This is a genomic window from Amycolatopsis palatopharyngis (genome assembly GCF_003385185.1).
GTDB classification, from domain to species: domain Bacteria; phylum Actinomycetota; class Actinomycetes; order Mycobacteriales; family Pseudonocardiaceae; genus Amycolatopsis; species Amycolatopsis palatopharyngis.
Genome location: NZ_PQHZ01000017.1, coordinates 45,904 through 68,767, shown reverse-complemented (window position 1 = coordinate 68,767; position 22,864 = coordinate 45,904). Strand labels below are relative to the sequence as shown.

Genomic DNA, 22,864 nt, shown 5'->3' with positions numbered 1-22,864 from the left:
AAAAAGCGACGCGGGGTCGCTGTAGCAGCCGATGTGCGGCAGGGCTAGGGCCGGTCGAGGTGTAAACCATTTCCCACGCAATTCGCGGTGTAGGGAGTGGCCGCTCAGGTTGTTGACGAAGTTCGCACGTATACATCTAGCAGGGTCGAATAACAAGATCTTCCTTCGGGGGAATTTCAGACCTACTCTCACCTCTGCGTTCGACAGAACGCGTTCAACCCCTAGAAACCCTGCGGCCACAGATCGGTTCGCGGGGTCAACCCCTGCCTAGGAGGAATGAACCCGTGCGGGAAACTGTTAACAACAAACGGAGACAGCTCGGCGGCCTCGGTGTCGCTACGGCTGTTGCCGCGCTCGCCGTGATGAGTGGCAATGGAGCTGCCCAGGCCCAGGAAGGCGCGATTCTGGGCGCCGACAAGGCCGGTGCGATCGAGGGTAGCTACATCGTCGTGCTGAAGGACGAATTCACCACTCAGTCGGTGGACGCCGCCGCGAACGGTGTCGCCAATCGACACGGCGGCAAGATCGAGCGGACCTACAACAGTGCGCTTCGTGGTTACGCGGCTTCGATGAGCGCGAAGGAGGCGAAGCGGACGGCGGCCGACCCCAAGGTGGCCTACGTCGAGCAGAACCAGGTCGTGAGCCTCACCGCGGACCAGTTGAACCCACCATCGTGGGGGCTGGACCGGGTGGATCAGCGCGACCTTCCGCTGGACAGCAAGTACAGCTATGCGACGACAGCCTCGAACGTCGATGCCTACATCATCGACACGGGGATTCTGACCACCCACAACGATTTCGGTGGTCGCGCCAAGCACGGTTACGACTTCGTGGACAACGATGCCAATGCCACCGACTGCAACGGTCACGGCACGCACGTGGCCGGCACGGTCGGCGGTACCGAGCACGGTGTAGCCAAGGGTGTGACCCTCTACGGCGTCCGGGTGCTCGACTGCCAGGGCTCCGGCAGCTACGCCGGCGTGATCGACGGTATCGACTGGGTGACCAGCAATGCGTCCGGTCCTTCCGTGGCCAACATGAGCCTTGGTGGTGGCGCCTCGACCGCGGTCGACGACGCTGTCCGTCGTTCGATCAACTCCGGCGTGACCTACGCGCTGGCCGCGGGCAACGACAACGGCGCCGACGCGTGCAACACCTCGCCTGCCAGGACCGAGGAGGCGATCACGGTCGGCTCCACGACCAGGACCGACGCCCGGTCCAGCTTCTCCAACATCGGTACGTGCCTGGACATCTTCGCGCCGGGTTCGGACATCACCTCGGCCTGGATCGGCGGGAACAGCGCGACCAGGACGATCAGCGGCACCTCGATGGCCACGCCGCACGTGGCTGGCGGTGCGGCGCTGTACCTGGCGGCCAACACCTCTGCCACGCCGCAGCAGGTGCGGGACCACCTGGTGAACAACGGCACCAAGGACAAGGTGACCAACGCTGGTTCGGGTTCGCCGAACGTGCTGCTCTACACCGGTGAAGGCGACAGCACTCCGCCCGACCCCGAGCCGGGCGACTGCGCGGCGACGACCAACGGCTCGAACGTCTCCATTCCGGACGGCGGCTCGGCGGTGACGAGCTCGGTGAGCATCTCCGGCTGCAACCGGTACGCGTCGTCCTCGATGAAGGTCGAGGTGCACATCAAGCACACCTACCGGGGCGACCTGGTGATCGACCTGGTGGCGCCGGACGGTGCGACCGCGCGGCTGAAGAACAGCAACGCGTACGACTCGGCGGACAACGTCGACACGACGTACACGGTGGACGCCAGCTCCAAGCAGGCCGATGGCACCTGGAAGCTGCGGGTGCAGGACGTGTACACGTACGACACCGGCTACATCGACTCCTGGACCATCACGCCATAGTGGGGTCGAGTCGCTGACACGGTGATCAATTGAGGCGCCCCGGGCGGACCTTTCGGTCGGCCCGGGGCGTCCTCGTCACTTGTCTCCTCGCCGATGACCGCTCATCGCCGCAGACTGTGGCGTGCGACCGGCACGCCCGCGAACACCAGCCCCGCGGCGGTGCTCATCCAGCCGATTGCCCGTAACGCTCGCTCCCGCATGACGCCGCCTCCTCGCATTACGTGATGGCTCGACTCCTCCGAGTGTGCATCGGTGAGCTCGAAAAGTCCCGAAGGTCTACGCGGCTGGACTAGCCAGGTGTACCGGGCGCCGGTATTGCGAATGGACGAAGCTTCACTCGCAAGTGGCACCGAAAAGGGCCCCGGAGTCGAACTCCGGGGCCCCAGGTGACGTTGTGGATCAGCCGAGCAGTCCGCCCAGCAGTCCGTCATTGTCGTAGTGGTCGTCGTTGTCGCCGTTGTCGCCGTTGTCGCTCTCGAAGTTGCCCGAGAGGAGGGCGTCCAGGCTGAGGCCGAGGCCCAGCGAGCCGTTGAACTCACCGTCGTCGTGGCTGTTGACCGAGGACGTAACCGCGGCGTCCGAGGTGGCGCCGGTGTCGATGGCGCTGCCCGTGTCGGCGGAGGCGATGCCGACGGCACCGAGGCTCAGCGGAAGGGCGAGGGCGGAGGCGACTATGGTGCGACGGATGGTGCGCATGAGATACTTCCTTTCTCTGTGATCACACAGGGATCAGGGCCTGGTCTTCCCGCTTGCCCAGCTGGTCGAAGGCCGGGCCCTGTTTCTCCTGTCGAAGCCGGTGTATTTCTTCCGGCCTCTCCATCCATTAGTACCTCTCTTTTGAATTTGGTAAACCAGACTGTCATCATGTCGACAGATATGGGCGCTGGACCAATCTGCCCACGTCAGGGCTCCGAATGGATTACCGAGAGGTAACTCGGAAATCGCGCAAGTACGCACTTTCCCGGGAAAGTGTGAGCCAGGACAAAAACGAGACCCCCACCGTTGTGGTGGGGGTCTCATTCGGAGTTGATCAGTTGGTCAGCTAATCAGCTGAAAGCCTTCTCGATAATCGCCTTCTGCTCTACCTCGTGCACCTTCGGTGAACCGGCCGAGGGTGCCGCCATGGGCCTGCGGGCGGCCACCTGCAAGCTGTTGAAAGCCTCCGGCAGCTTCCGCGGCAGGTTGAGTCCGAAGAACGGCCATGCGCCCTGGTTCTCCGGCTCCTCCTGCACCCACATGGTCTCCTTGGAGTTCGGGTAGCGCTCCAGCGCCGCGATCAGCTTCTTCTTCGGCAGCGGGTAGTACTGCTCCACCCGCACCAGCGCCACGTCGTCGATCTCCCGCTTGGTCCGGTCGGCGAGCAGCTCCCAGTACATCTTTCCGGAGGTCAGCAGCACCTTGCGCACCTTGGCCGGGTCGACGTCGTTGTCGTCGATTACCGAGAGGAACTTCGACTGGTCCGTGAAGTCCTCCACCGACGACTTCACGGCCTTGTCCCGCAGCAGACGCTTGGGCGTGAACACCACGAGCGGGCGGTTCACCCCGTCGAGCGCGTGCCTGCGCAGCAGGTGGAAGTAGTTCGCCGGGGTGGAGGGCACCGACACCGTCATCGAACCCTCTGCGCACAGCTGCAGGAACCGCTCGATCCGGCCCGACGTGTGGTCCGGCCCCTGGCCCTCGTGCCCGTGCGGCAACAGGAGCACGACGTCGGAAAGCTGTCCCCACTTCGCCTCACCGGACGAGATGTACTCGTCGATGACGGTCTGCGCGCCGTTGACGAAGTCGCCGAACTGCGCCTCCCACATGACGAGCGCCTCGGAGTTGGCCACGGAGTAGCCGTACTCGAAGCCCACGGCCGCGTACTCCGACAGCGCCGAGTCGTAGATCATCACCCGGCCCTGCTGCTCCGCCAGGTGTTGCAGCGGTGAGTACTCCTGGCCGGTCTTGCGGTCGATCAGCACCGAGTGGCGCTGCGTGAACGTGCCGCGCCGGGAGTCCTGTCCGGAAAGCCGGACCAGCCTGCCGTCGATCGCCAGCGAACCGAAAGCCAGCAGCTCGCCGAACGCCCAGTCGATGCCGCCCTCGCGGGACATCTTGTGCCGCCGCTCCATGACCGGCTTGACCCTCGGGTGCGCGGTGAAGCCCTCCGGCACGTTGACGAACGCATCGCCGATGCGCTCCACCACCTCGCGGGAGATCGCGGTCGGCACCTTCGAAGGAACCTGCTGCTCCTCCTCGACGGAAGGACTTGCCTTGACCGGGTGCTTCTCCAGCTCGCGGACCTCGTTGAACACGTGCTCGAGCTGACTGGAGAAGTCCCGGAGCGCGGCCTCGGCCTCCTCGACCGAGATGTCCCCCCGGCCGATCAGCGACTCGGTGTAGGTCTTTCGCACGCTGCGCTTGGTGTCGATGATGTCGTACATCGCAGGCTGCGTCATCGAGGGATCATCACCCTCGTTGTGACCGCGGCGCCGGTAGCAGATCATGTCGATCACGAAGTCTTTGTTGAACGCCTGGCGGTACTCCACGGCCAGTTGCGCCACCCAGTAGGCGGCTTCCGGGTCGTCCCCGTTCACGTGGAACACCGGCGCGCCGATCATCTTCGCCACGTCGGTCGCGTACTGCGTCGAGCGGGCGTTCTCCGGGGCGGTGGTGAAGCCGACCTGGTTGTTGATGATCACGTGCACCGTGCCGCCGGTGCGGTAGCCGCGCAGCAGTGCGAGGTTCAGCGTCTCCGCCACCACGCCCTGACCGGCGAACGCCGCGTCCCCGTGCAGCAGCACGGGGAGCACGGTGTAGCCGAGGCCCGCGCTGCCGCCCTTGTCCAGCAGGTCCTGCTTGGCCCTGACGATGCCCTCGAGTACCGGGTCCACCGTCTCCAGGTGCGACGGGTTCGCGGTCAGCGACACCTTTGTCTCGCCGTCGCCGAACATCCGGAAGTACTTGCCCTCTGCCCCGAGGTGGTACTTCACGTCGCCGGAACCGTGCGCCTGGCCCGGGTCGAGGTTGCCCTCGAACTCCTGGAAGATCTGCGAGATCGGCTTGCCGACGATGTTGGCCAGCACGTTCAACCTGCCGCGGTGCGGCATGCCGATGACGACCTCGTCGAGCTCGTGCTCGGCGGCCTTGTCCAGCACCGTGTCCAGCAGCGGGATCACGGTCTCCCCGCCCTCGAGCGAGAACCGCTTCTGGCCGACGTACTTGGTCTGCAGGAACGTCTCGAAAGCCTCCGAGGCGTTGAGCTTGGACAGCACGTACTTCTGCACCGAGGTCTCGGGCTTCTCGTGCGGGATCTCCACCCGGTCCTGGATCCAGCGACGCTCGTCCGGGTCGAGGATGTGGGTGTACTCGATGCCCACGGTGCGGCAGTAGGAGTTGCGCAGCACGCCGAGGATGTCGCGCAGCTTCATCCGCTCCTGACCGGCGAAGCCGCCGACCGCGAACTCGCGGTCGAGGTCCCACAGCGTCAGGCCGTGCGAGAGGACGTCGAGGTCCTCGTGCCTGCGCTGCCGGTAGTTCAGCGGGTCGGTGTCGGCCATCAGGTGCCCGCGCATGCGGTAGGCGTCGATCAGCTCGATCACCCGCGCGGTCTTGTCGACCGCGCCCTCGGGGATGTCCTCGACCCAGCGCACCGGCTCGTAGGGCAGGCGCAGCGAGGTGAAGACGTCGTCGTAGAAGCCGTCCTCGCCGAGCAGCAACTGGTGGATCCGTTTGAGGAACTCGCCGGACTCGGCGCCCTGGATGATCCGGTGGTCGTACGTCGAGGTGAGCGTCATGATCTTGCTGACGCCCATCTCGGTGAGGGCCTTCTCGCTGGTGCCCTGGAAGTGCGCCGGGTACTCCATGGCGCCGACGCCGATGATCGCGCCCTGGTTGACCTGCAGGCGAGGCACCGAGTGGTTGGTGCCGATGCCGCCGGGGTTGGTCAGCGAGATGGTGGTTCCGGCGAAATCGTCGGCGGTGAGCTTGTTGTTGCGCGCCTTCTTGACGATCTCCTCGTAGGCCTGCCAGAACTGCAGGAACGTCATCTTCTCGGTGTTCTTGATCGAGGCGACGACGAGGGTGCGGGCACCCTCCTTGCCCTTCATGTCGATCGCCAGACCGAGGTTGACGTGCTCCGGGGTGACTGAATGCGGCTTGCCGTCGATCAGTTCGTAGTGCCGGTTCATGTTCGGGAACTCCTGCAGCGCCCGAACCATGGCGTACCCGATGAGGTGGGTGAAGGAGATCTTCCCGCCACGGGTGCGCTTGAGGTGGTTGTTGATCACGATTCGGTTGTCGGCCATGAGCTTGGCCGGAACGGCACGCACACTGGTGGCGGTCGGAACCGTCAGGGATGCGTCCATGTTCTTCGCGATGGCCGCGGCGGCACCGCGCAGGGTCTTGCGCTCCGGCTCGGCGGGCTTGGCCGTATCGGCCTTGCCGTCCTGAGTGGCCTTCGCGGCCGGCTTGGGCGCAGGTGTGGCCGCCTTCGGCTCTGGCTTGGGTGCCGCGGCCTTCGTGGCGGGCTTGTCTTTCGCCGGTGCCGCGGGAGGGGTGCTCGACTTCGCGGGGGCCTGCCCGTTGCGTGCTGGGCTGTCGGACTTGTCCCCACCACCCGGGGACGACGGCGCGGCCTGCGTCGGCTTGAAGTCGGCGAAGAAGTCATGCCATGCGGCATCTACGGAGGAGGGGTCGGCGAGGAACTGGTCGTACATCTCCTCGACGAGCCATTCGTTGGGGCCGAACTGTGACGCAGGGCTGCTGCTGGACACGGCAGGGACTCGCCTCTATCCATACTCGATCTGGTTGTCTGTGTTCTTGCTGCCAGTGCGCGATCGGACGCATCCTTGAGACCAACACCACGTTTCGGCGGCTGTGTCCGGTTACGCGCCTACCAGGCTAACCCCCTTGCGTAGCGACATGTGAGCGAACTCCGTCAACCTCACTGACGAATCGTTTGCGATTTGTCACTGAATCGGTCCAGTTCGTGACGGGGGGTTGCGCTGCGTCACCGGCGTGGATCTGTCGCGGGCCGCGGGGAACCGGCAGCATGTTCTGGTCGTCTCCTTCTCGCGGAGACAGGGCGAGAGGGGATTTCACGGTGGCCGATCTGACGGACGTCGAGCGCATGGTCAACGACTGGGAGCGCAATGCTGCTGAGAAGGCGCAGCGTTACCAGCAGATGCAGCAGCAGGTCGAACAGATCTCGATCACCGAGTCGGTGGCCTCGGGGGCCGTGGCCGTCACGGTCGGCCACAACGGGATGCCGACGGACGTGCGGATGACCGATGGGGTGAAGAACATGAGCCCCGACGAGATCGCCGCCAATGTGCTGCGTGCCATGCAGAAGGCGCAGTCGAAGTATCCCGAGCGGTTGCAGGAGATCACGACGGCCACCGTCGGGGAGGACGACACGACCCGGCATATCGTCGCGACGGCTGTCGAGCAGTTCCCCGATGCCCCCGAGGAGGACGAGCCACAGGTCAGGGAGGCGCCCGGGCGACAGTTGCGGGTCGAGACCGAGCCCGACGAGGAGCCGCCTGCGCCCCCGCGCCGTCCCGGGCCGCCGGCCGCTCCCAAGCCGCCGTCCGCTCCGCCCGCGAGCCGCAGGCGAGGGCCGTCGGATGACGACGACGGCGAGGACTTCGGCGACCAGTCGTTCCTGCGACGGGATTGATCAGCCAACCGGTTTCGGTGTTTCTGGGGAGAGGTTTTCGCGATGGGTAGCGGTGGGCAGGGTTTCGAGGTACTGCACGAGGAGTTGGAAACCCACGCAGGCAAGGTCGACGGCTTCGCGGATCGGATGGACACGGCGGTCTCCGCCGCGCAGCAGGTGGCGATGGACAACAGTGCGTACGGCGTGATCTGCCAGCCGTTCGCGATGCTCCTCGAGCCGTTCGAACAGATGGGCGTGCGGGCGCTGCAAACCGCAGCCGAGTCGGTCAGCGCGACGGCGGGCAAGGTCCGGGATGCCTCCGCTACGTACAGCGCGCATGAGGACGACACCGCAGCGGTGATCAAGAAGACGGGCGGGGCGCTCTGATGCCGGAGGGGAACCCGCTTGTCGCGCAGGCTCAGTCGACCACAACCGGATACACGGGCATCGGGATCGCGGAGTCCGCCGTCGATCTCGCGTCGGGCATCTCGGACGGCTCCTGGGTGGCGGTCGGTCTCGGCGCCGTCGGTGTGGGCCTCGAGGTCCTGTCGATGGTCGTGGACCCGATCGGGACGCTCGCGTCGTACGGAGTGTCCTGGCTGATCGAGCACGTGCAACCGTTGAAGGAGGCGCTGGACTGGCTGGCGGGCGACCCGCCGGTGATCCAGTCGTTCTCCGAGACCTGGGCGAACGTCGCGGCCGAAGTCTCCGCGGTGGCGGGCGACCTCGGCAACGAGGTCAACACCGGGACAGCCGGCTGGTCGGGCGAGGCCGCGGACGCCTACCGGCAGGCCTCGGCCGAGCAGGCCGACGCGATCGCCGGTGCGGCGACGTTGTCGGAGGGCATCTCGGTCGGCGTGATGATCATGGGCGAGGTCGTCGCCGCGGTGCGCGAGATCGTCCGCGACCTCGTCGGCGAACTGGTCGGCAAGCTCATCACCTGGGCGCTCGAAGCCGCCGGCACACTCGGCTTCGCGACGCCGCTCATCGCGGTGCAGGCCACGGCGGCGATCTCCAAGGCGATCAACAAGATCGCGGACCTGATCCGGAATCTGGTCAAGACGATCAGCAACGTCTCGCCGTTGATCCGCAGGGTGATCGACAAGCTGGACGAGATCATCCAGGCGCTGGCGAAGCTGGCCCGCAAGTTCTCCCCTGGCGGGGGTACCACTCCGTCGTCCACGCCGAACACACCAGGCATCGACGCCCCGACGGTGAAGTCGCCGGACACCACCACGCCTTCGTCGGCGACGACCACACCGAGCGGGACCACGACCCCGGACGCACCGAGCACCACCCCGAAGTCGCCGGACACGACGAGTCCGTCGAGCACCAGCCCGGACGGGCCGGGGACGACGCCGAACGGCGGAAAGCCCGACGGTACGTCTCCGAACGGCAACAAGCCGGATGGCTCCAATCGGCCTAGCGACCCCAACGACACCAAGACGCCGGAGACCTCGCGCACCACGTGCAACGATCCGGTTGACGTGACAACCGGCGAAGTCGTACTCGGGCAGACCGACGTGGAACTTGCCGGCGTTCTCCCGCTGATCCTCAAGCGCACACACGTCTCGTCATACCGAGCAGGTCGCTCCTTCGGTCCTTCATGGGCCTCCACGTTGGATCAGCGGCTGGAGTTCGACGACCAAGGCGTTGTCTACGTGGCTGAGGACGGCATGCTTCTGGTGTATCCCCGCCCGCATACCAATCGGGAGGTGCTGCCGGAGGTCGGTCCCCGGTGGCCGCTGTACCGGACCGAAACCGGGTACGCGGTCCACCAGTGCCAGACCGGCAGGACATTGCACTTCGAGGACGCGTCCGCCAGCACAATGCCGATGACGGCCGTTACCGACCGCAGTGGCAATCGAATCGATTTCGGCAGGGACGACGACCAAGTAGTCACGGAAGTGCGGCATTCTGGCGGCTATCACATAGTGGTCGGCAGTAACGACCAGAAGATCACCGAGTTGTGGCTTCGTGGTTCCGATGGGGCGGATATCAGCCTGATTCGGTTCGGCTACACCGATACTGGCCTTCTTGCGGAGGTAGTCAATTCGTCGAACCGGGCGTTGAAGTTCGACTACGACCACAGCGGGCGAATCGCGCAGTGGACCGACCGTAACGGCGAGTGGTATCGCTACTTCTACGGCAGCGATGGCCGGTGCGTCGCCAATCAGGGGTCCGGTGGTTTCCTGAACGGTACTTTTGCCTATGACGCGGACAGCCGCATCACACGTTTCACCGATGCGCTCGGCAACACCACTGTCTACGAGTTCGACAGCCGGAACAATGTGGTAGCCGAAACCAACCCGCTTGGCCATACGACCGGCTTCGCCTGGGATGCGGATGATCGACTACTCAGCCGCACGGACGCGTTGGGTCATATCACTCGTTACGAGTACGACGACCAGGGGAACCTGGTGGTGCTGACGCGCCCGGACGGGAGCCAGGCACGCGCCGAGTTCAACGAATTGGGCCGGCCGATCGTCACCATTGACCCCGATGGTGCTGTATGGAAAAGAAGCTACGACAGCGCGGGTCGAGTGACGACGATCATTGACCCGGCGGGCTCCAGGACGCTGTGTACATACAATCAAGTGGGCCAACTGGTTTCCGTGACGGACCCGTTGGGACGGGTTCATCGCACGGAAACAAATGCCGCTGGTTTGCCGATCGCTGAAATCGACGTGCACGGGAATGTCACCCGATATCGAAGAGATCAGTTCGGCAGAATCTCGCAGGTGATCGACTCGACAGGTGCGACAGTGCACCTGAACTGGACGGTCGAAGGTAAAATCCTGTCCAGGACGGCGCCGGACGGCGCGGTGGAAAAATGGCGATATGACGGCGAGGGGAACGCGGTAGAACATTGTGATCCGCTCGGTCGTATCACTACGGTTCGAACAACGCATTTCGATCTTCCTGCCGAGGAGTTGCACCCGGACGGCAGTAGGCTAAAATTCGAGTACGACAGCCTTTTGCGTCTCACCTCCGTGACAAACTCGCAGGGCCTTGCCTGGCGGTACTCGTACAACTCTGCCGGAAACCTCGTTTCGGAAACAGACTTCAACGGTCGAAGGCTCGAGTACGAGCATGACCCGAGTGGTGCGCTGGTCGGGCGTGTCAACGGCGCCGGACAGGAGGTGCGTTTCGTACGTGACGAACTTGGCAACATCGTCAAGCGTAGTCACGGTGATGTGGTCGAACTGTTCGAGTTCGATCCAGCGGGCCGACTGGTCGCCGCAAAGAATGCGAACGGTGAGTTGGTGCTCACCAGGGACAGGCTGGGCCGTGTGCTCTCCGAAGGAGTTGACGGAAAGAACGTCACGTCGGAGTACGACCTGATAGGTCGTCGTACGCGCCGTCGTACGCCGAGTGGCTCGGAGACGAGTTGGCGGTATCAAACAGGGGGAAGGCCTGTCGAACTCGCCACCGCAGGGCGAGTGATGACATTCGGCTATAACTCCGTGGGTCACGAAACCGAACGACTGCTCGATACGGGTACGATAATCGCGCAAGCCTGGGATATCAATCACCGGCTGTCAACACAAACGGTGTCCACGGTAGCTCGCCGACAGCCGGGGCCAATAGAGGGAACGCACGCACAACTGATCCAGAAGCGCGACTACCGCTATCTGGCTGATGGTCATCTGGCCGGAGTCGACGATCAGCTCGGTGGTTCGATCTCCTACGAAATGGACTCTGTCGCCCGGATTACCGCTGCTCATGGTTCGGGGTGGACCGAGAGCTACGCCTATGACACCGCGGGCAATGTCACCGCGGCGAGCTGGCCAGGTGGTCGGCAGGAGGCACAAGGAACTCGAGACTACTCCGGCTCGCTCATCACTCGGGCGGGCAATGTCCGATATCGTTATGATGCACAAGGTCGAGTCGTGCATCGGCAAAAAAAGCGGCTGTCAGCCAAGCCGGACAACTGGCACTACAGCTGGGATGCTGACGACCGGTTGGTCGCACTCGTTACTCCTGACGGAACTCGCTGGAGGTATCTTTACGATCCACTCGGGAGACGGATCGCCAAGCTTCGTACTGAAGGCGTCACTGGCGCTGTCGTGGAGCGGGTGGATTTCTCCTGGGACGGTATGGTTCTTGCGGAACAGAGGCATTCCTCGGGGCACGCGACCACCTGGAACTGGGAACCTGGAAGCTTCCGGCCAGTCTGTCAGGTCGAACGAGCGCGTTCCGGTGACACTGGTCAGGACTGGGTCGATCGAGAGTTCTTTTCGATAGTTACCGACATAATCGGCACCCCTACGGAGCTCGTTGACCCTGCCGGGAAAGTTACCTGGAAACGTAACGCGACCATCTGGGGGCATTTACTCGACCAATCGAGGCAGTCCGCGAGTACTCCCCTGCGTTTTCCGGGGCAGTACTTCGATTTCGAATCTCAGCTGAACTACAACTACTACCGCTACTACGACGCCGAAACCGGCCGTTACGCGTCGCCTGACCCATTGGGGTTGGCGCCGACGATGAACCCCCAGTCGTATGTGCCGAATCCCACCGCCTCGACTGACCCATCCGGTCTTTCTCCGTGTCGAAACTTCTACAGTGTGCAGAACCGTGCTGACGCCGACCGTCTCATCAACAATGGTGGTGAACCGTGGCCATCGGGTATCGATGGCAACAACAGGCCTCGATCGGAGATGGGCGAAGGTCTCTACGCTTGGGAGAGTCGTGAGCAAGCGGAGCGATACCTGGATATGATTCGCAGTCGAGAGGGTGCTCCTACGGACCTGGAGATCGTACAACACAGGATCTCTGGTGACGACTTCGACAGTCTGAGATCGGCGGATATGACGACAATGGACGACGACGCGGCAACCGAACTGTGGAATGCGGGTGGAAATCACGATTACGACCATATTCGAAGAATGACAGGAAGGTTCGGCGCGGAGAGTTACTTCAGCAGCGGTGTCTATAATCTGTTTCAGAGTTGGAGGCTGTCGTGACGGGCGAGTCTTTGGTCGGAGAGTTCAAGCTGCAGCGTCAGAAAAACGGTATTGGTTACTTTGGTGCGGTCAAAGTCGAGGTGAGTCGCGCCGCTTCCGAAGAAGATGTAGTCGTCTGGTCAGTACCGAACGACGACCGGACGTCGATCCAGCCGACCATGGATTCCGAATTCGTCGATGCGGCGGTAGCGGGGGTGAAACAGGGGCGGGATATCGTCCGCAACCTGGGCGTTGACGTAAGTGATTACAGAATCGCCATCGTTCATTCCCAGCTCAACCTCACGGATATCGAGGAAACGGCAGTTCGTGCTGCCGGAGCTTTGGCGGTGGCGACCGCGTTCGGAGTCGAAGACAGGGTCGAACTCAGATTCGACGCAGGCTGGCATGTCGCCCCCGTGACCTCGGGTGCCTAGTGCCCGTCGGGAAACCTTTCTTGACGGGGCACCAGATCGTTGTCTCACTCCATCCCGTCACCCAGCGACCACAGCCTCGCGTAATGCCCGCCTGCCGCGAGCAGTTCGTCGTGTGTGCCCTGTTCGATGATCCGGCCGTGGTCAAGCACCACAATCCGGTCCGCGCGGGCGGCGGTGGCGAGGCGGTGTGCCACCACGAACGTCGTCCTGCGATGGGTGAGGCGTTCGGTGGCGCGCAGTACCGCCGACTCCGTCGACGGGTCCAGCGCCGCCGTCGCCTCGTCCAGCAACAGCACGTCCGGGTCCACGAGTTCCGCCCTGGCCAGCGCGACCAGCTGCCGTTGTCCTGCTGACAGCGCCCGGCCGCGTTCGCCGACCTCCTGCCGGAAGCCCGCGGGCAGCGCGGCGATTCCGTCGAGTACGCCTACCGCTCTGGCCGCCGCCTCCACTTCCGCGTCCGTCGCCGACGGCCTGCCGTAGCGGATGTTGTCCGCGACGGTTCCGGAGAACAGGTGGGCTTCCTGGGGCACCACGCCCAGCCTGCCCCGCAACTCCGTGAGGTCGTAGTCACGTACGTCGACCCCGTCGATCCGGACCACCCCGCGCGTCGCGTCGTAGAACCTGGCCGCCAGTTTGACCACAGTGGACTTACCGGCCCCGGTCTCGCCCACCAGGGCGACCGTCGTGCCTTCGGGGACGTGCAGGGTCAGGTCGTGCAGCGCAAGTCGCTCACTTCCCGAGTAGGCGAAATCGACCTGCTCGAAACTCACCTCGCCGCGCAACCGCTCCGGCATCTCCACCGGATTCTCCGCAGCGGGCACGGAGGTCGGCGTGCGTAGCAGATCTCCGATCCGGCGCAGTCCGACCTTCGCCTGCTGGTAGCCGTCGAACACCGTCGACAGTTGCTGGATCGGCGAGAAGAACATGCCCAGGTACAGCAGGAACGCGAGCAGCACCCCGGGGGAGAGTTCACCACGCGCCACGCGATGTGCCCCGGCCACCAGAACCACCGCTTCCGCTACCCCGGAGAGCAGCGCCACGAACGGGAAGTACGTCGCGATGTAGCGCTGTGCCCGAAGCCGCGAACGCCGGTACGCGTCGCTGCGGGACGCGAAGGTCTCCGCCGACCGCTCCTCCCGCGTGTAGGCCTGCGCGACTCGCAACCCGTTGATGTTCTCCTGCATGTCCGCGTTGACCACACTGACCCGCTCGCGGGCCTCCGTGTAGGCCGCCGACGCGAGGCGCCGGAACACAACCGTTGCCACGACCAGAATGGGCAGTACCGCCAGTGCGTACAACGCCAGCGACGCATCGGTGATCAGTAGCGCGCCGCCGATTCCCACGAGCGTCAGCACGCTGACCACGGCTGTGGCCAGCCCGGTCTGCAGGAACGTGGACAACGCGTCCACGTCCGTCGTCATCCGGGTCATGATCTTGCCGGCCAGTTCACGTTCGTAGTAGTCGAGCCCGAGGCGTTGCAGGTGCGCATAGCTGCGCACCCGGAGCAGGTACAGCACCGACTCACCAGCCCGAGCGGTGACGCGTGTCTGTGCCGCGATGACGAACCAGTCCACCGCGATCACGACGGCGCCGACGGCGGCGGCCAGCAGCACCGCGGACTCGACCCCGACCGCGACGCCCTCGTCCACTCCGTACCGGTACAGCGCGGGCACGCTGAGCGTCGCCAGCGCGTTCAGCCCGACCAGCCCCACCACCGCGGCGAGCAGCCAGCGGACCGGCCGCAACAGCCTGCGCAGGCTGAACGCCGGATCCGGGGCGGTGGCGTCGATTCCGTCGAGCCGGGGCGCGTCGACGGCAGGTGGCAGCCGCCGCACACCCTCCAGCAACTCCTCGGTGGGCGGAGTGTTGGCCGCGCGCCCGGCAGCTGCTGCCGGCCTGGCCGTGCCCGGAGCGGGCGGCGCTGCCGCGCTGGACCGGCCCGGATCGCTCGGAGCAGGCAGATCGTGTTCCGCGTGCTCCGGCCACAATCGTGGTGTGACGCCGGATTCGTCGAGCTCGATGGGGCCGATGGGGCACTTCTGGTCCAGCCCGTCGCCGGGCCCCGAGATCAGCTCCCGGAACAGCGCGCAGCGACCTTCCAGTTCCGTGGCCGTGCCGACGTCGACCAGCCGGCCCGCATCGATCACCGCGATCCGGTCGGCCAGCGCCAGAGTGGACCGCCGGTGCGCGATCAGCAATGTCGTGCGGGTCGAGGTGATCTCGCGCAACGTGTTGTGGATGGCCGCCTCGGTCACCGTGTCCACCGCTGAGGTCGCGTCGTCCAGAACGAGCACCCTCGGATCGGTGATCAGCGCCCTGGCCAGGCCGAGGCGCTGCCGCTGCCCGCCGGACAGCGTCAGGCCACGCTCGCCGACCAGCGTGTCGTAGCCCTCGGGAAGTTCCTCGATGAACTCGTGTGCCTCCGCCGCCCTCGCCGCGGCGACGACCTCCTCGTCGCTCGCGTCCGGACGGCCATAGGCGATGTTGTCGCGGACCGAGGTCGAGAAGAGGAACGCCTCCTCGAACACCACCCCGATACTGCTGCGCAGATCGGCCAGCCGGACGTCGCGGACGTCCATGGTGGTTCCGGCCGCTCCGATCCGCACCGAGCCTTCGTGCGGGTCGTAGAACCGCGGCAGCAGCAGCGAGACCGTCGACTTACCCGACCCGGCCGTACCGACCAGCGCGAGCGTCTCACCCGCACGGGCGTGCAGCGAAAGACCGTCCAGCACCGGTTCGGACCGGGTGTAGCCGAAGCGGACTCCGTCGAGACGCACCTCCAGCGGCCCCTCCGGCAGCGGGCGGGCGTCCGCGCCGTCCCGCACCTCCGGCTGCGCATCGATCAGCTCGTACACCCGCTCGGCCCCGGCCCTCGTGAGCTGCGCCTGCACCACGAGGCTGGACAGCATCCTGGCCGGTCCGATCAGCGCCGTGACGTAGGTGGCGAAGGCGAGGAACGTGCCGAGACTGATCTCGCCCCTCAGCGCGAGCAGGCCGCCGACGCCCAGCACGGCGACCTGTCCCGCTGCGGGCAGAGCGGAGGTGGTCGCGGTCGGCACCGCCGACATCCGCGCCGATCGGAGCCGTTCGGCGAACAGCTTGCGTGCCGTCCCGGAGAGGCGTGCGGTCTCCCTGGACTCCTGCCCGAAACCCTTCACCACCCGCACACCGGTGACCGTCTCCTCGACGTGCTGGGCGAGATCGGCCGCTCGTTGCTGGGCCGACCAGGTCGCGGGGAACAGGCGCTTCCGGCTGACCGCGACCACGATGGCCACCGCTGGTGCCACCACCAGTGCGATGAGGGTCAGCGTGGGGGAGAGCAGCAACATCGCCCCGATGGCCAGGACCGCGAAGATCACCGAGCCCACGGAAAGGGGGACCTGCATGAGAATCCCGGTGACCAGTTGCAGGTCGGTGATCGCCCGCGAGGCGATCTGGCCGGTCCGCATCGAGTCCTGCTTGCCACCGTCGAGTCGCGATACCGCGCCGAACACCGAGCGCCGCAGATCGTGCTGCACGTCGAGCGCCAGCCTGCCGCCCAGGTAGCGACGGGCGAACGCACCACCGAACGTGAGTAGCTGGAGCCCGACCAGCGCGGCCGCGAGCCAGCCGAGGTTCCCGGTCCGGCCCGCGACGGCGTCGTCCACCGCGACCTTTACCAGCAGTGGGCTCCCGGCCTGCATCCCCACACCCAGCATCGCCGCGCACAGCGACAGCACCACCAGCGCGGGATGCCGCCAGCACGCCGCCGCGAGCCTGCGGATCCATCCGGCGGACGCGGCCGCGGGCCGCTGATCAGTGGTGCTGGCGGGAGCCTCGTCGCGGGTCGGCGAGGCGGTGGTGCTGGCCTTGGTCACCACGCCAGGCTATGCGCGGTCACTGACAGGACGTCGGAGAGCCGGAAAACGCCACTACCGCATCAGGTGATGTCCCTGCGCTGGTTCGCCGCCCAGCCACCGACGAAGAACAACAGCGTCCAGGCCAGGAAGATCAGCGTGGAAGCCCACCAGGACAGCACTCCCGGCGCTCCGGCCGCGAGTTGCAATCCGTACTGCGTCCAGACGTCCACCGTGCCCGGCAGGTTCAGGGTGTCGATGCCGAAAGCGTCCGCGGCGATACCGCCCACTATGCCGTTTGCCGTGCCGTTGGGCAGGACCCCGCCGAGTACGTCGGTGACGTTCCACAGCGCGAACACCAGGACGTTCTCCACCACCAGGAAGTAGGTGATCAACAGCACCACCGCCAGGGTGACCTTGTTCAGCACCGCACCGAAGCCGATTCCGAACAACATCACCAGCACCGAGACCAGGATCGTGCCGCCCAGGGCGCCGAGCCACTGCTCGCCGCTGGGCAACCCCGGCGGGTCGACCGCGATGAGGGTCGCGATCGCCGCGACGGCGAAGCTGATCAGGCCGTACACGACGCCCCACACCACGTAGGCGATCATTTTCGCGGTGAGCGCGAGGCCCCGGTTCGGTGCGGTCAGGAAAGTCGTCGTGATGGTGCGGTTGTTGTACTCCCCGGCCAGCGCGAACACGCCGAAGATCGCCGGAATCAGGGTGGCGATGTTGACTCCGTGAGCGATCGACAGCAGACCCACGGGAAAGGCGTTCGGGTCGATCCCGAACGAGCTCGCCAGCTCGCCCGCCGTCCCACTGCCGATGTATCCGACGAAGTCGTTGGTGATCCATCCCCAGACGAACGAGAACCCGAAGGACAGGACGACCAGCGGGATCAGCAGGACCCACCAGGTGTTCAGGCTCAGAGTCTTGCGGAACTCGGCCTTGATCAGGTTGCCCATCAGGCGTTTCCTCCCCATCCCTGGTGGCCGGGCTGCCCTGGGGGCTGCTGCCCGGGATGTCCCTGTGGCGGGCCCCATCCCTGCTGCGGTTGCTGTTGTGGCGCCCACCCCGGCGGCGGCCCCTGCTGGGGTGCGGGTCCGCCGGCGTACTGACCGCTGGTGAGCTGGAAGAACATCTTCTCCAGGTCCGCTGTGTCCTCGTGCAGGCCGTAGATCGCGATTCCCGCCCGGAGTGCGATGTCACCGACCTGTCTCGCCGTGCCGCCCAGTACCGCGAGGCCGCCTTCCGGCGTCGGATGCACCTCGCCGGCGCCGTTCTCCTTCAGCGCCGCCGCCAGCGCGGCGGCGTCCGAGGGCAGCACGATCACCCTCGACTGCTGCGAGCTGCGCAGTTGGTCGACACGACCCTGGTACATGGTCTGGCCACGGCTGATGATGACGACCTGGTCGATGGTCTGCTCGACCTCGGCGAGCAGGTGGCTCGACACCAGCACGGTTCGCCCCTGTGCGGCGAAGGAGCGCAGGAACGCGCGCAGCCAGGCGATTCCCTCGGGGTCGAGGCCGTTCGCGGGCTCGTCGAGGACGAGTACCTGTGGGTCGCCCAGCAGGGCGGTCGCCAGCGCCAGCCGCTGGCGCATGCCGAGGGAGAAATCGCCCGCCTTCCGGTGCGCCGCCGACGCGAGGCCGACCAGACCGAGAGTCTCCTCGGCGCGCCGGTCCGGTACGCCGATGGCGGCCGCGTACACCCGCAGGTGGTTGTATGCCGTGCGTTTGGGGTGGAACCCTTCGTTCTCCAGCACGGAGCCGACCACCCGTGCGGGGTTACCGAGGCGGTTGTGCGGCTGCCCGTTGATCGTGGCGCTGCCCGTACTGGGAGTGACCAGGCCGAGCAGCATCCGCAGGGTGGTCGTCTTACCCGCGCCGTTCGGGCCGAGGAAGCCGGTGACCGAGCCGGGCTCCACCGCGAAGCTGAGATCCTGTACCGCCGTCACAGGCCCGAATTGCTTGCTGAGGTTCTGCACCGCGATCCGGCCGCTGCCGTCGTGCATACCGCCCCCTTGTTCGTCGTCGATGGTCGCCGGGGAGCCGTCCGGTCACCCACGGCCGTCCAGGCCGTGTCGCGCGACATCCTGCCGTACCGGTACTCCGAGGCGGTGGGCCCTCCGATGGTTCCCGGCGTGTCGCAAGATTGGCGTGTTACTCCTCACGGACCGGAATTCTCGCGGCGGGCGGGGCTGTTCACCGGCTGATCTGCGCCAGAACCATGGAGGAAACTGTGAGAGTTCCGGCGAGCGTGTCCGCCCCGACACTGCCGGGAGAACGATTCGCACAAGTTTGCCTACCCCGGCGAGCAATCTCCGGAGTTATTACCTAAGCTGGTAGGCGGCGGCCCGCTCCCAGTGACCCCCAGGCTGGTTGAGCGGGCCGCCCCTATTCGCGTACGGCGTGGCCCGCCAGATGATCAGGTAGTCGGCACCGGCCTGCGGTGTGCCCAGTCGGCACGGCGAGCAGGCTCCGCGGCGCCCGGCCGGCGAAGTATCGGACGGCCTCCGGCCATCGCTCCCGCTGGGTGCCGACCAGGACGAACGGCGAGCGAGGATTCGGCCGACGTTCCACATGCGACTCATTGCTCGACCGGCGGGCCGGCCACCCAGCTCAGCTGGTGGCGTCCCCGCGGCGAAGGCGCGGCTGTGGGATGTCCCCAATGTGGCATTGGGGTACTTAGACGTCCCGAATGCCACATTGGGGAACACCCACGAACGGAAAATGCGGTGGGCATCCGGAGACGCCCACCGCATTTTGGCCAAGCGGAGTGGGGTTACAGGTCGACGGGACGGTGCTCCAGGCCGTGGGCGACCGCAACCGGCTCGTTGGTCAGCGCACCGGCGTGGGTGTTGAGGCCCTTCGCGAGGCTCGGGTTCGCCTTCAGCGCCTGCTCCCAGCCGTGCTCCGCCAGCTGGATCGCGTAGGGCAGCGTCACGTTGGTCAGACCGTACGTCGAGGTCCTCGGCACCGCGCCGGGCATGTTCGCCACGCAGTAGAACACCGAGTTGTGCACCTGGTAGGTCGGCTCGTCGTGGGTCGTCGGCCGCGAGTCCGCGAAGCAGCCGCCCTGGTCGATCGAGATGTCCACCAGCACGCTGCCGGGCTTCATCCGGGAAACCAGCTCGTTGGACACCAGTTTCGGCGCCTTCGCGCCAGGAACCAGGACCGCGCCGATGACGAGGTCTGCCTCCAGGACGGCGTTCTCCAGGGAGAAAGCGTTGGACGCGACGGTGCGGATCTGGCCTGCGAAGTCGTGGTCGATCTGCCGGAGCCGGTCCACGTTGGTGTCCAGGATCTCGACATCGGCGCCGAGTCCGAGTGCCACCCGGGCCGCGCTCAGCCCGGCGACCCCGCCGCCGATGACCACGACCCGCGCGGGGTGCACCCCCGGAATGCCGCCGGGCAGCACCCCCCGGCCACCGCTGGGCTTCATCATCGCGAACGCCCCGACCTGCGGCGCGAGCCTGCCAGCCACCTCGGACATCGGCGCCAGCAGCGGCAGAGCGCCGTTGTCGGTCTGCACGGTCTCGTAGGCGATCGCGGTGGTGCCCGCTCCCAGCAGCGCGTCGGTGAGCGCGCGGTCGGCTGCGAGGTGCAGGTAGGTGAACAGCACCTGGTTGTTCCGCAGCAACGGGTACTCGGCCTCGACGGGCTCCTTCACCTTGAGTACCAGTTCACCTTCGGCCCAGGTGTCCTCAGCCGTGGCCAGGACCTTGGCCCCTGCGGCCAGGTACTCCTCGTCGGTGATGGCCGAGCCTGCGCCCGCGTCGGTCTCGACGAAGACCTGGTGGCCGCGCTGGGTCAGCTCGTGCACTCCGGCCGGCGTCAGCGCGACCCGGTATTCGTGCTTCTTGATCTCACGGGGGACGGCGATACGCACGGTTTTCTCCTGGTGGTTGCGACAGTGTCGGTCACCACGGTGAACCACACGGACGGCGGTGTCATCGTGCTGTCAGGACAATCTTGCGCGCCAGCGATGGTTCCCTCAACACAGAGCCCGGTGCGCCGATCCAGCCGAGCCGGAGCCGGTGTCAGGACCAGCGCAACACCACGAGCTGAGTCGTCAGCGCCAGACGCACCTGCGGATCGTCCAGATCCACCCGCACCAGCTCCAGCAGCTTGCGCATTCGATACCGCAGGGTGTTCGGATGAATGCGCAGGGCGTGCGCCGCCGCACGAGGATCTCCGGGGCTGCGCAGCCACTGGTACAGCGTGTCCACGTAGTCGGTGCCGTTCGCCTCGTCGTGGGCGCGGATCGCCGCCAGCGGGCCGAGAGCGGTGAGCCCGCTGTTGCCCGCCGCCGTCGCCGCGCGATGCAGGGCCAGCGCGGTCCACACCTCGTCGAATCCGACCACTCGCTGCGGCACAAGTCCGGCTCTGAGTAGGCCCAGCGCCTCTTCCGCCTCGGCTCGGGAGCGGGCCAGGTCACCGATCGGCGCGGCGGTTCCGGCGGCCACCCGCAGATCGCTGTCTCCGCCCACTGCGTCCAAAGCGGCACGAAGTTCGGTCCACGCTCCTGGCCCGTCCGCATCCGGTACGACGGCATAGAGCAGTCCACCGAGTTCCGTCGCGGGAGGACGCCTTCCGATTCCATGCGAAATGCGCTCCAGCAGCGCCAGCCGGAGCCCTTCCGCGTCCGGGTTGCCGTCACTGCTGGTATCAATGGCCACCACTCGGTGCGGACCTTCCGAAAGGTCCAGTTCGGCGATCGCTGCCCGCGGGCTGGCCGTGCCCTGGAGCACCGCCCTGAGCAGTTCAGCGGTCGCCCTGCGCTGCGCGTCGTCGTGCGCCCGCCTGCGCAACAGATGCAATGCCACCACCGGTGCCGAGTCGGCGAACGCGGCGGCCCGTTCGTCGGACACCGGTCCCTCGACGACCGCCCACATGGATCCGAGTAGCTCGCCGCCCATCCGGATCGGCACGATCAGGCGGGGCAGGGTTCCGTCCTGCTGCGCCGGAACGAAGACGGTCTGCCTGCCCCGCGACAGTTCCCGGAACACTCCTCTGGACCGGAAACGTGCGAGGACGTCGTCCGGAATCCGCCTGCCCATGATCGTCGACACGCGAGCGGGGTCGGTGAGGTCCTGCCGGGCGGAGTACGCCAGCACCCTGGAGTTCGTGTCCTCGATCGTCACGGGTGCGTCCACCACCGACGCCACGGCATCGGCGAGGCGGAACAGGTCCGCCGCACCCGGTTCGCCGCCGTTCTCCAGCGTCTCCGACTCATCCGAGATCGCGTCCAGCACGGTCCGCAGCAGCCACACCAGTTGTGCCCAGGAGGCGGCGGCGCGCACCTCGACCAGCCCGATCCCCGCCGTCTTCGCGGCCCGCCGGACGGCAGACCGTTCGGACAGTGGCGGTTTGACCAGCACGGCGGCGGCGCCCTGGTCTGCGCTGTGCCGGATCAGGGCGATGGCTTCCGCGGTCTCGGACGCAGCCACCGCGAGTACGAGGTCGCCCGCGGACAGGTGACCGGGTGCTCCCGGCTCCGCGATCACGACGTCGGCGACGGCGACGGCGGGGCAGCTGTCCGGGAGATGGACCATATGCAGCAGGGTCGGGCCGACTCGGTCGACCACTGCTCGAACGGAACCCATACGGTCACACGTCCGGAGTGCGTGCGTCGATCTCTTCCGGGGTGAACTGCTCCCGCTTCGTCGTCAGTGCCCACCTATGACCGTGGGGATCGACCACCCGGCCGTAGCGCTCCCCGAAGAACATCTCGGTCACCGGTGCCTCCACCGTCGCGCCCGCGAACACCGCCCGCCGGAGCAGATCATCCGGATCGGCCGTCTCCAGAACCAGCAGCGTCGGTGTTCCGCCCAGCGTCGTCGGCGCCAACGCGTCGAGTCGGGGGATCTCCTCGCTTACCAGTAGACGTGCCTCACCAAGTGCGAGTTCGACGAACAGCACCGTGCCGTCGGGCAGCAGATTGCGAAAGAGTTCGGTGGCACCGAACGCTGTGCGGTAGAAGGTCAGCGCGGAGTCGACGTCCTTCACGAAGACGTGCGGTACGAGGCCGAGTGCACGGCTGGGCCGGGTTGCGCTCATGTTCGTTGCCTCACTCGCTGGCGGGCTGCACATCGCTCGGTGCCGTGCCCGATTCGCTTGCGGTGCCGGTC

13 protein-coding genes are annotated in these 22,864 nt (G+C 66.2%); 5 read left to right on the top strand and 8 right to left on the bottom strand.

The annotated features are described in order from the left end of the window. The first annotated feature begins 362 nt into the window (after window positions 1–362). A complete protein-coding gene (locus D0C15_RS15395; protein ID WP_116045834.1) occupies window positions 363–1,874 on the top strand; it encodes a S8 family peptidase in 1,512 nt (503 codons plus the stop codon). A gap of 399 nt (window positions 1,875–2,273) precedes the next feature. Here the strand turns inward: D0C15_RS15395 and D0C15_RS15390 are convergent, their stop codons facing one another. Further along, a complete protein-coding gene (locus tag D0C15_RS15390; RefSeq protein ID WP_116045719.1) occupies window positions 2,274–2,570 on the bottom strand; it encodes a hypothetical protein in 297 nt (98 codons plus the stop codon). Between the two features lie 350 nt (window positions 2,571–2,920). Continuing rightward, window positions 2,921–6,628 carry a multifunctional oxoglutarate decarboxylase/oxoglutarate dehydrogenase thiamine pyrophosphate-binding subunit/dihydrolipoyllysine-residue succinyltransferase subunit gene (locus D0C15_RS15385; RefSeq protein ID WP_116045716.1) on the bottom strand — a complete coding sequence of 1,236 codons (3,708 nt, stop codon included), beginning with the start codon at window positions 6,626–6,628 and terminating at the stop codon, window positions 2,921–2,923. 329 nt (window positions 6,629–6,957) lie between these two features. Between D0C15_RS15385 and D0C15_RS15380 the strand changes: the two genes are divergently transcribed. Genes D0C15_RS15380 through D0C15_RS15345 form a run of 4 tightly spaced genes read left to right on the top strand, consistent with a single transcriptional unit; the run spans window position 6,958 to window position 12,895 of the window. Beyond that, window positions 6,958–7,533, top strand: a complete 576-nt coding sequence (locus D0C15_RS15380) for a YbaB/EbfC family nucleoid-associated protein (RefSeq protein ID WP_116045714.1) — start codon at window positions 6,958–6,960, stop codon at window positions 7,531–7,533. 42 nt (window positions 7,534–7,575) lie between these two features. Next, on the top strand, window positions 7,576–7,899 hold the full coding sequence (locus D0C15_RS15375; protein ID WP_116045712.1) for a type VII secretion target: 324 nt from the start codon (window positions 7,576–7,578) through the stop codon (window positions 7,897–7,899). Next, window positions 7,899–12,482, top strand: coding sequence for a DUF6531 domain-containing protein (locus D0C15_RS34130; protein WP_162830089.1), 4,584 nt, complete (start codon window positions 7,899–7,901; stop codon window positions 12,480–12,482). The genes D0C15_RS15375 and D0C15_RS34130 overlap by 1 nt, the downstream gene beginning before the upstream one ends. After that, window positions 12,479–12,895 carry a hypothetical protein gene (locus D0C15_RS15345; protein ID WP_116045710.1) on the top strand — a complete coding sequence of 139 codons (417 nt, stop codon included), beginning with the start codon at window positions 12,479–12,481 and terminating at the stop codon, window positions 12,893–12,895. The genes D0C15_RS34130 and D0C15_RS15345 overlap by 4 nt, the downstream gene beginning before the upstream one ends. A 44-nt stretch (window positions 12,896–12,939) precedes the next feature. Here the strand turns inward: D0C15_RS15345 and D0C15_RS15340 are convergent, their stop codons facing one another. From D0C15_RS15340 to D0C15_RS15315, 6 genes are all read right to left on the bottom strand, one after another. Beyond that, a complete protein-coding gene (locus D0C15_RS15340) occupies window positions 12,940–16,659 on the bottom strand; it encodes an ABC transporter ATP-binding protein (protein ID WP_245975840.1) in 3,720 nt (1,239 codons plus the stop codon). Window positions 16,660–16,814: 155 nt separating this feature from the next. After that, window positions 16,815–17,696 (bottom strand): ABC transporter permease, encoded by an 882-nt coding sequence (locus tag D0C15_RS15335; RefSeq protein ID WP_116045708.1) that lies wholly within the window; start codon window positions 17,694–17,696, stop codon window positions 16,815–16,817. After that, window positions 17,696–18,745: an ABC transporter ATP-binding protein gene (locus tag D0C15_RS15330; RefSeq protein ID WP_116045706.1), complete on the bottom strand. Its 1,050-nt coding sequence runs from the start codon at window positions 18,743–18,745 to the stop codon at window positions 17,696–17,698. Before D0C15_RS15330 ends, D0C15_RS15335 begins: the two co-directional genes overlap by 1 nt. A 770-nt stretch (window positions 18,746–19,515) precedes the next feature. Then, entirely contained in the window at window positions 19,516–20,622 is a 1,107-nt protein-coding gene (ald, locus tag D0C15_RS15325; protein ID WP_116045704.1) for an alanine dehydrogenase, read from the bottom strand. Between the two features lie 151 nt (window positions 20,623–20,773). Further along, window positions 20,774–22,339 (bottom strand): PucR family transcriptional regulator, encoded by a 1,566-nt coding sequence (locus D0C15_RS15320; RefSeq protein ID WP_116045702.1) that lies wholly within the window; start codon window positions 22,337–22,339, stop codon window positions 20,774–20,776. A gap of 4 nt (window positions 22,340–22,343) precedes the next feature. Next, window positions 22,344–22,793, bottom strand: a complete 450-nt coding sequence (locus D0C15_RS15315; RefSeq protein ID WP_116045700.1) for a VOC family protein — start codon at window positions 22,791–22,793, stop codon at window positions 22,344–22,346. Between the last annotated feature and the right edge of the window lie 71 nt (window positions 22,794–22,864).

Coding starts and splice junctions, on each gene's coding strand:
- D0C15_RS15395 (WP_116045834.1), top strand. CDS start 363: ATGAGTGGCAATGGAGCTGCCCAGGCCCAGGAAGGCGCGATTCTGGGC.
- D0C15_RS15390 (WP_116045719.1), bottom strand. CDS start 2,570: ATGCGCACCATCCGTCGCACCATAGTCGCCTCCGCCCTCGCCCTTCCG.
- D0C15_RS15375 (WP_116045712.1), top strand. CDS start 7,576: ATGGGTAGCGGTGGGCAGGGTTTCGAGGTACTGCACGAGGAGTTGGAA.
- D0C15_RS34130 (WP_162830089.1), top strand. CDS start 7,899: ATGCCGGAGGGGAACCCGCTTGTCGCGCAGGCTCAGTCGACCACAACC.
- D0C15_RS15335 (WP_116045708.1), bottom strand. CDS start 17,696: ATGGGCAACCTGATCAAGGCCGAGTTCCGCAAGACTCTGAGCCTGAAC.
- D0C15_RS15330 (WP_116045706.1), bottom strand. CDS start 18,745: ATGCACGACGGCAGCGGCCGGATCGCGGTGCAGAACCTCAGCAAGCAA.
- D0C15_RS15320 (WP_116045702.1), bottom strand. CDS start 22,339: ATGGGTTCCGTTCGAGCAGTGGTCGACCGAGTCGGCCCGACCCTGCTG.
- D0C15_RS15315 (WP_116045700.1), bottom strand. CDS start 22,793: ATGAGCGCAACCCGGCCCAGCCGTGCACTCGGCCTCGTACCGCACGTC.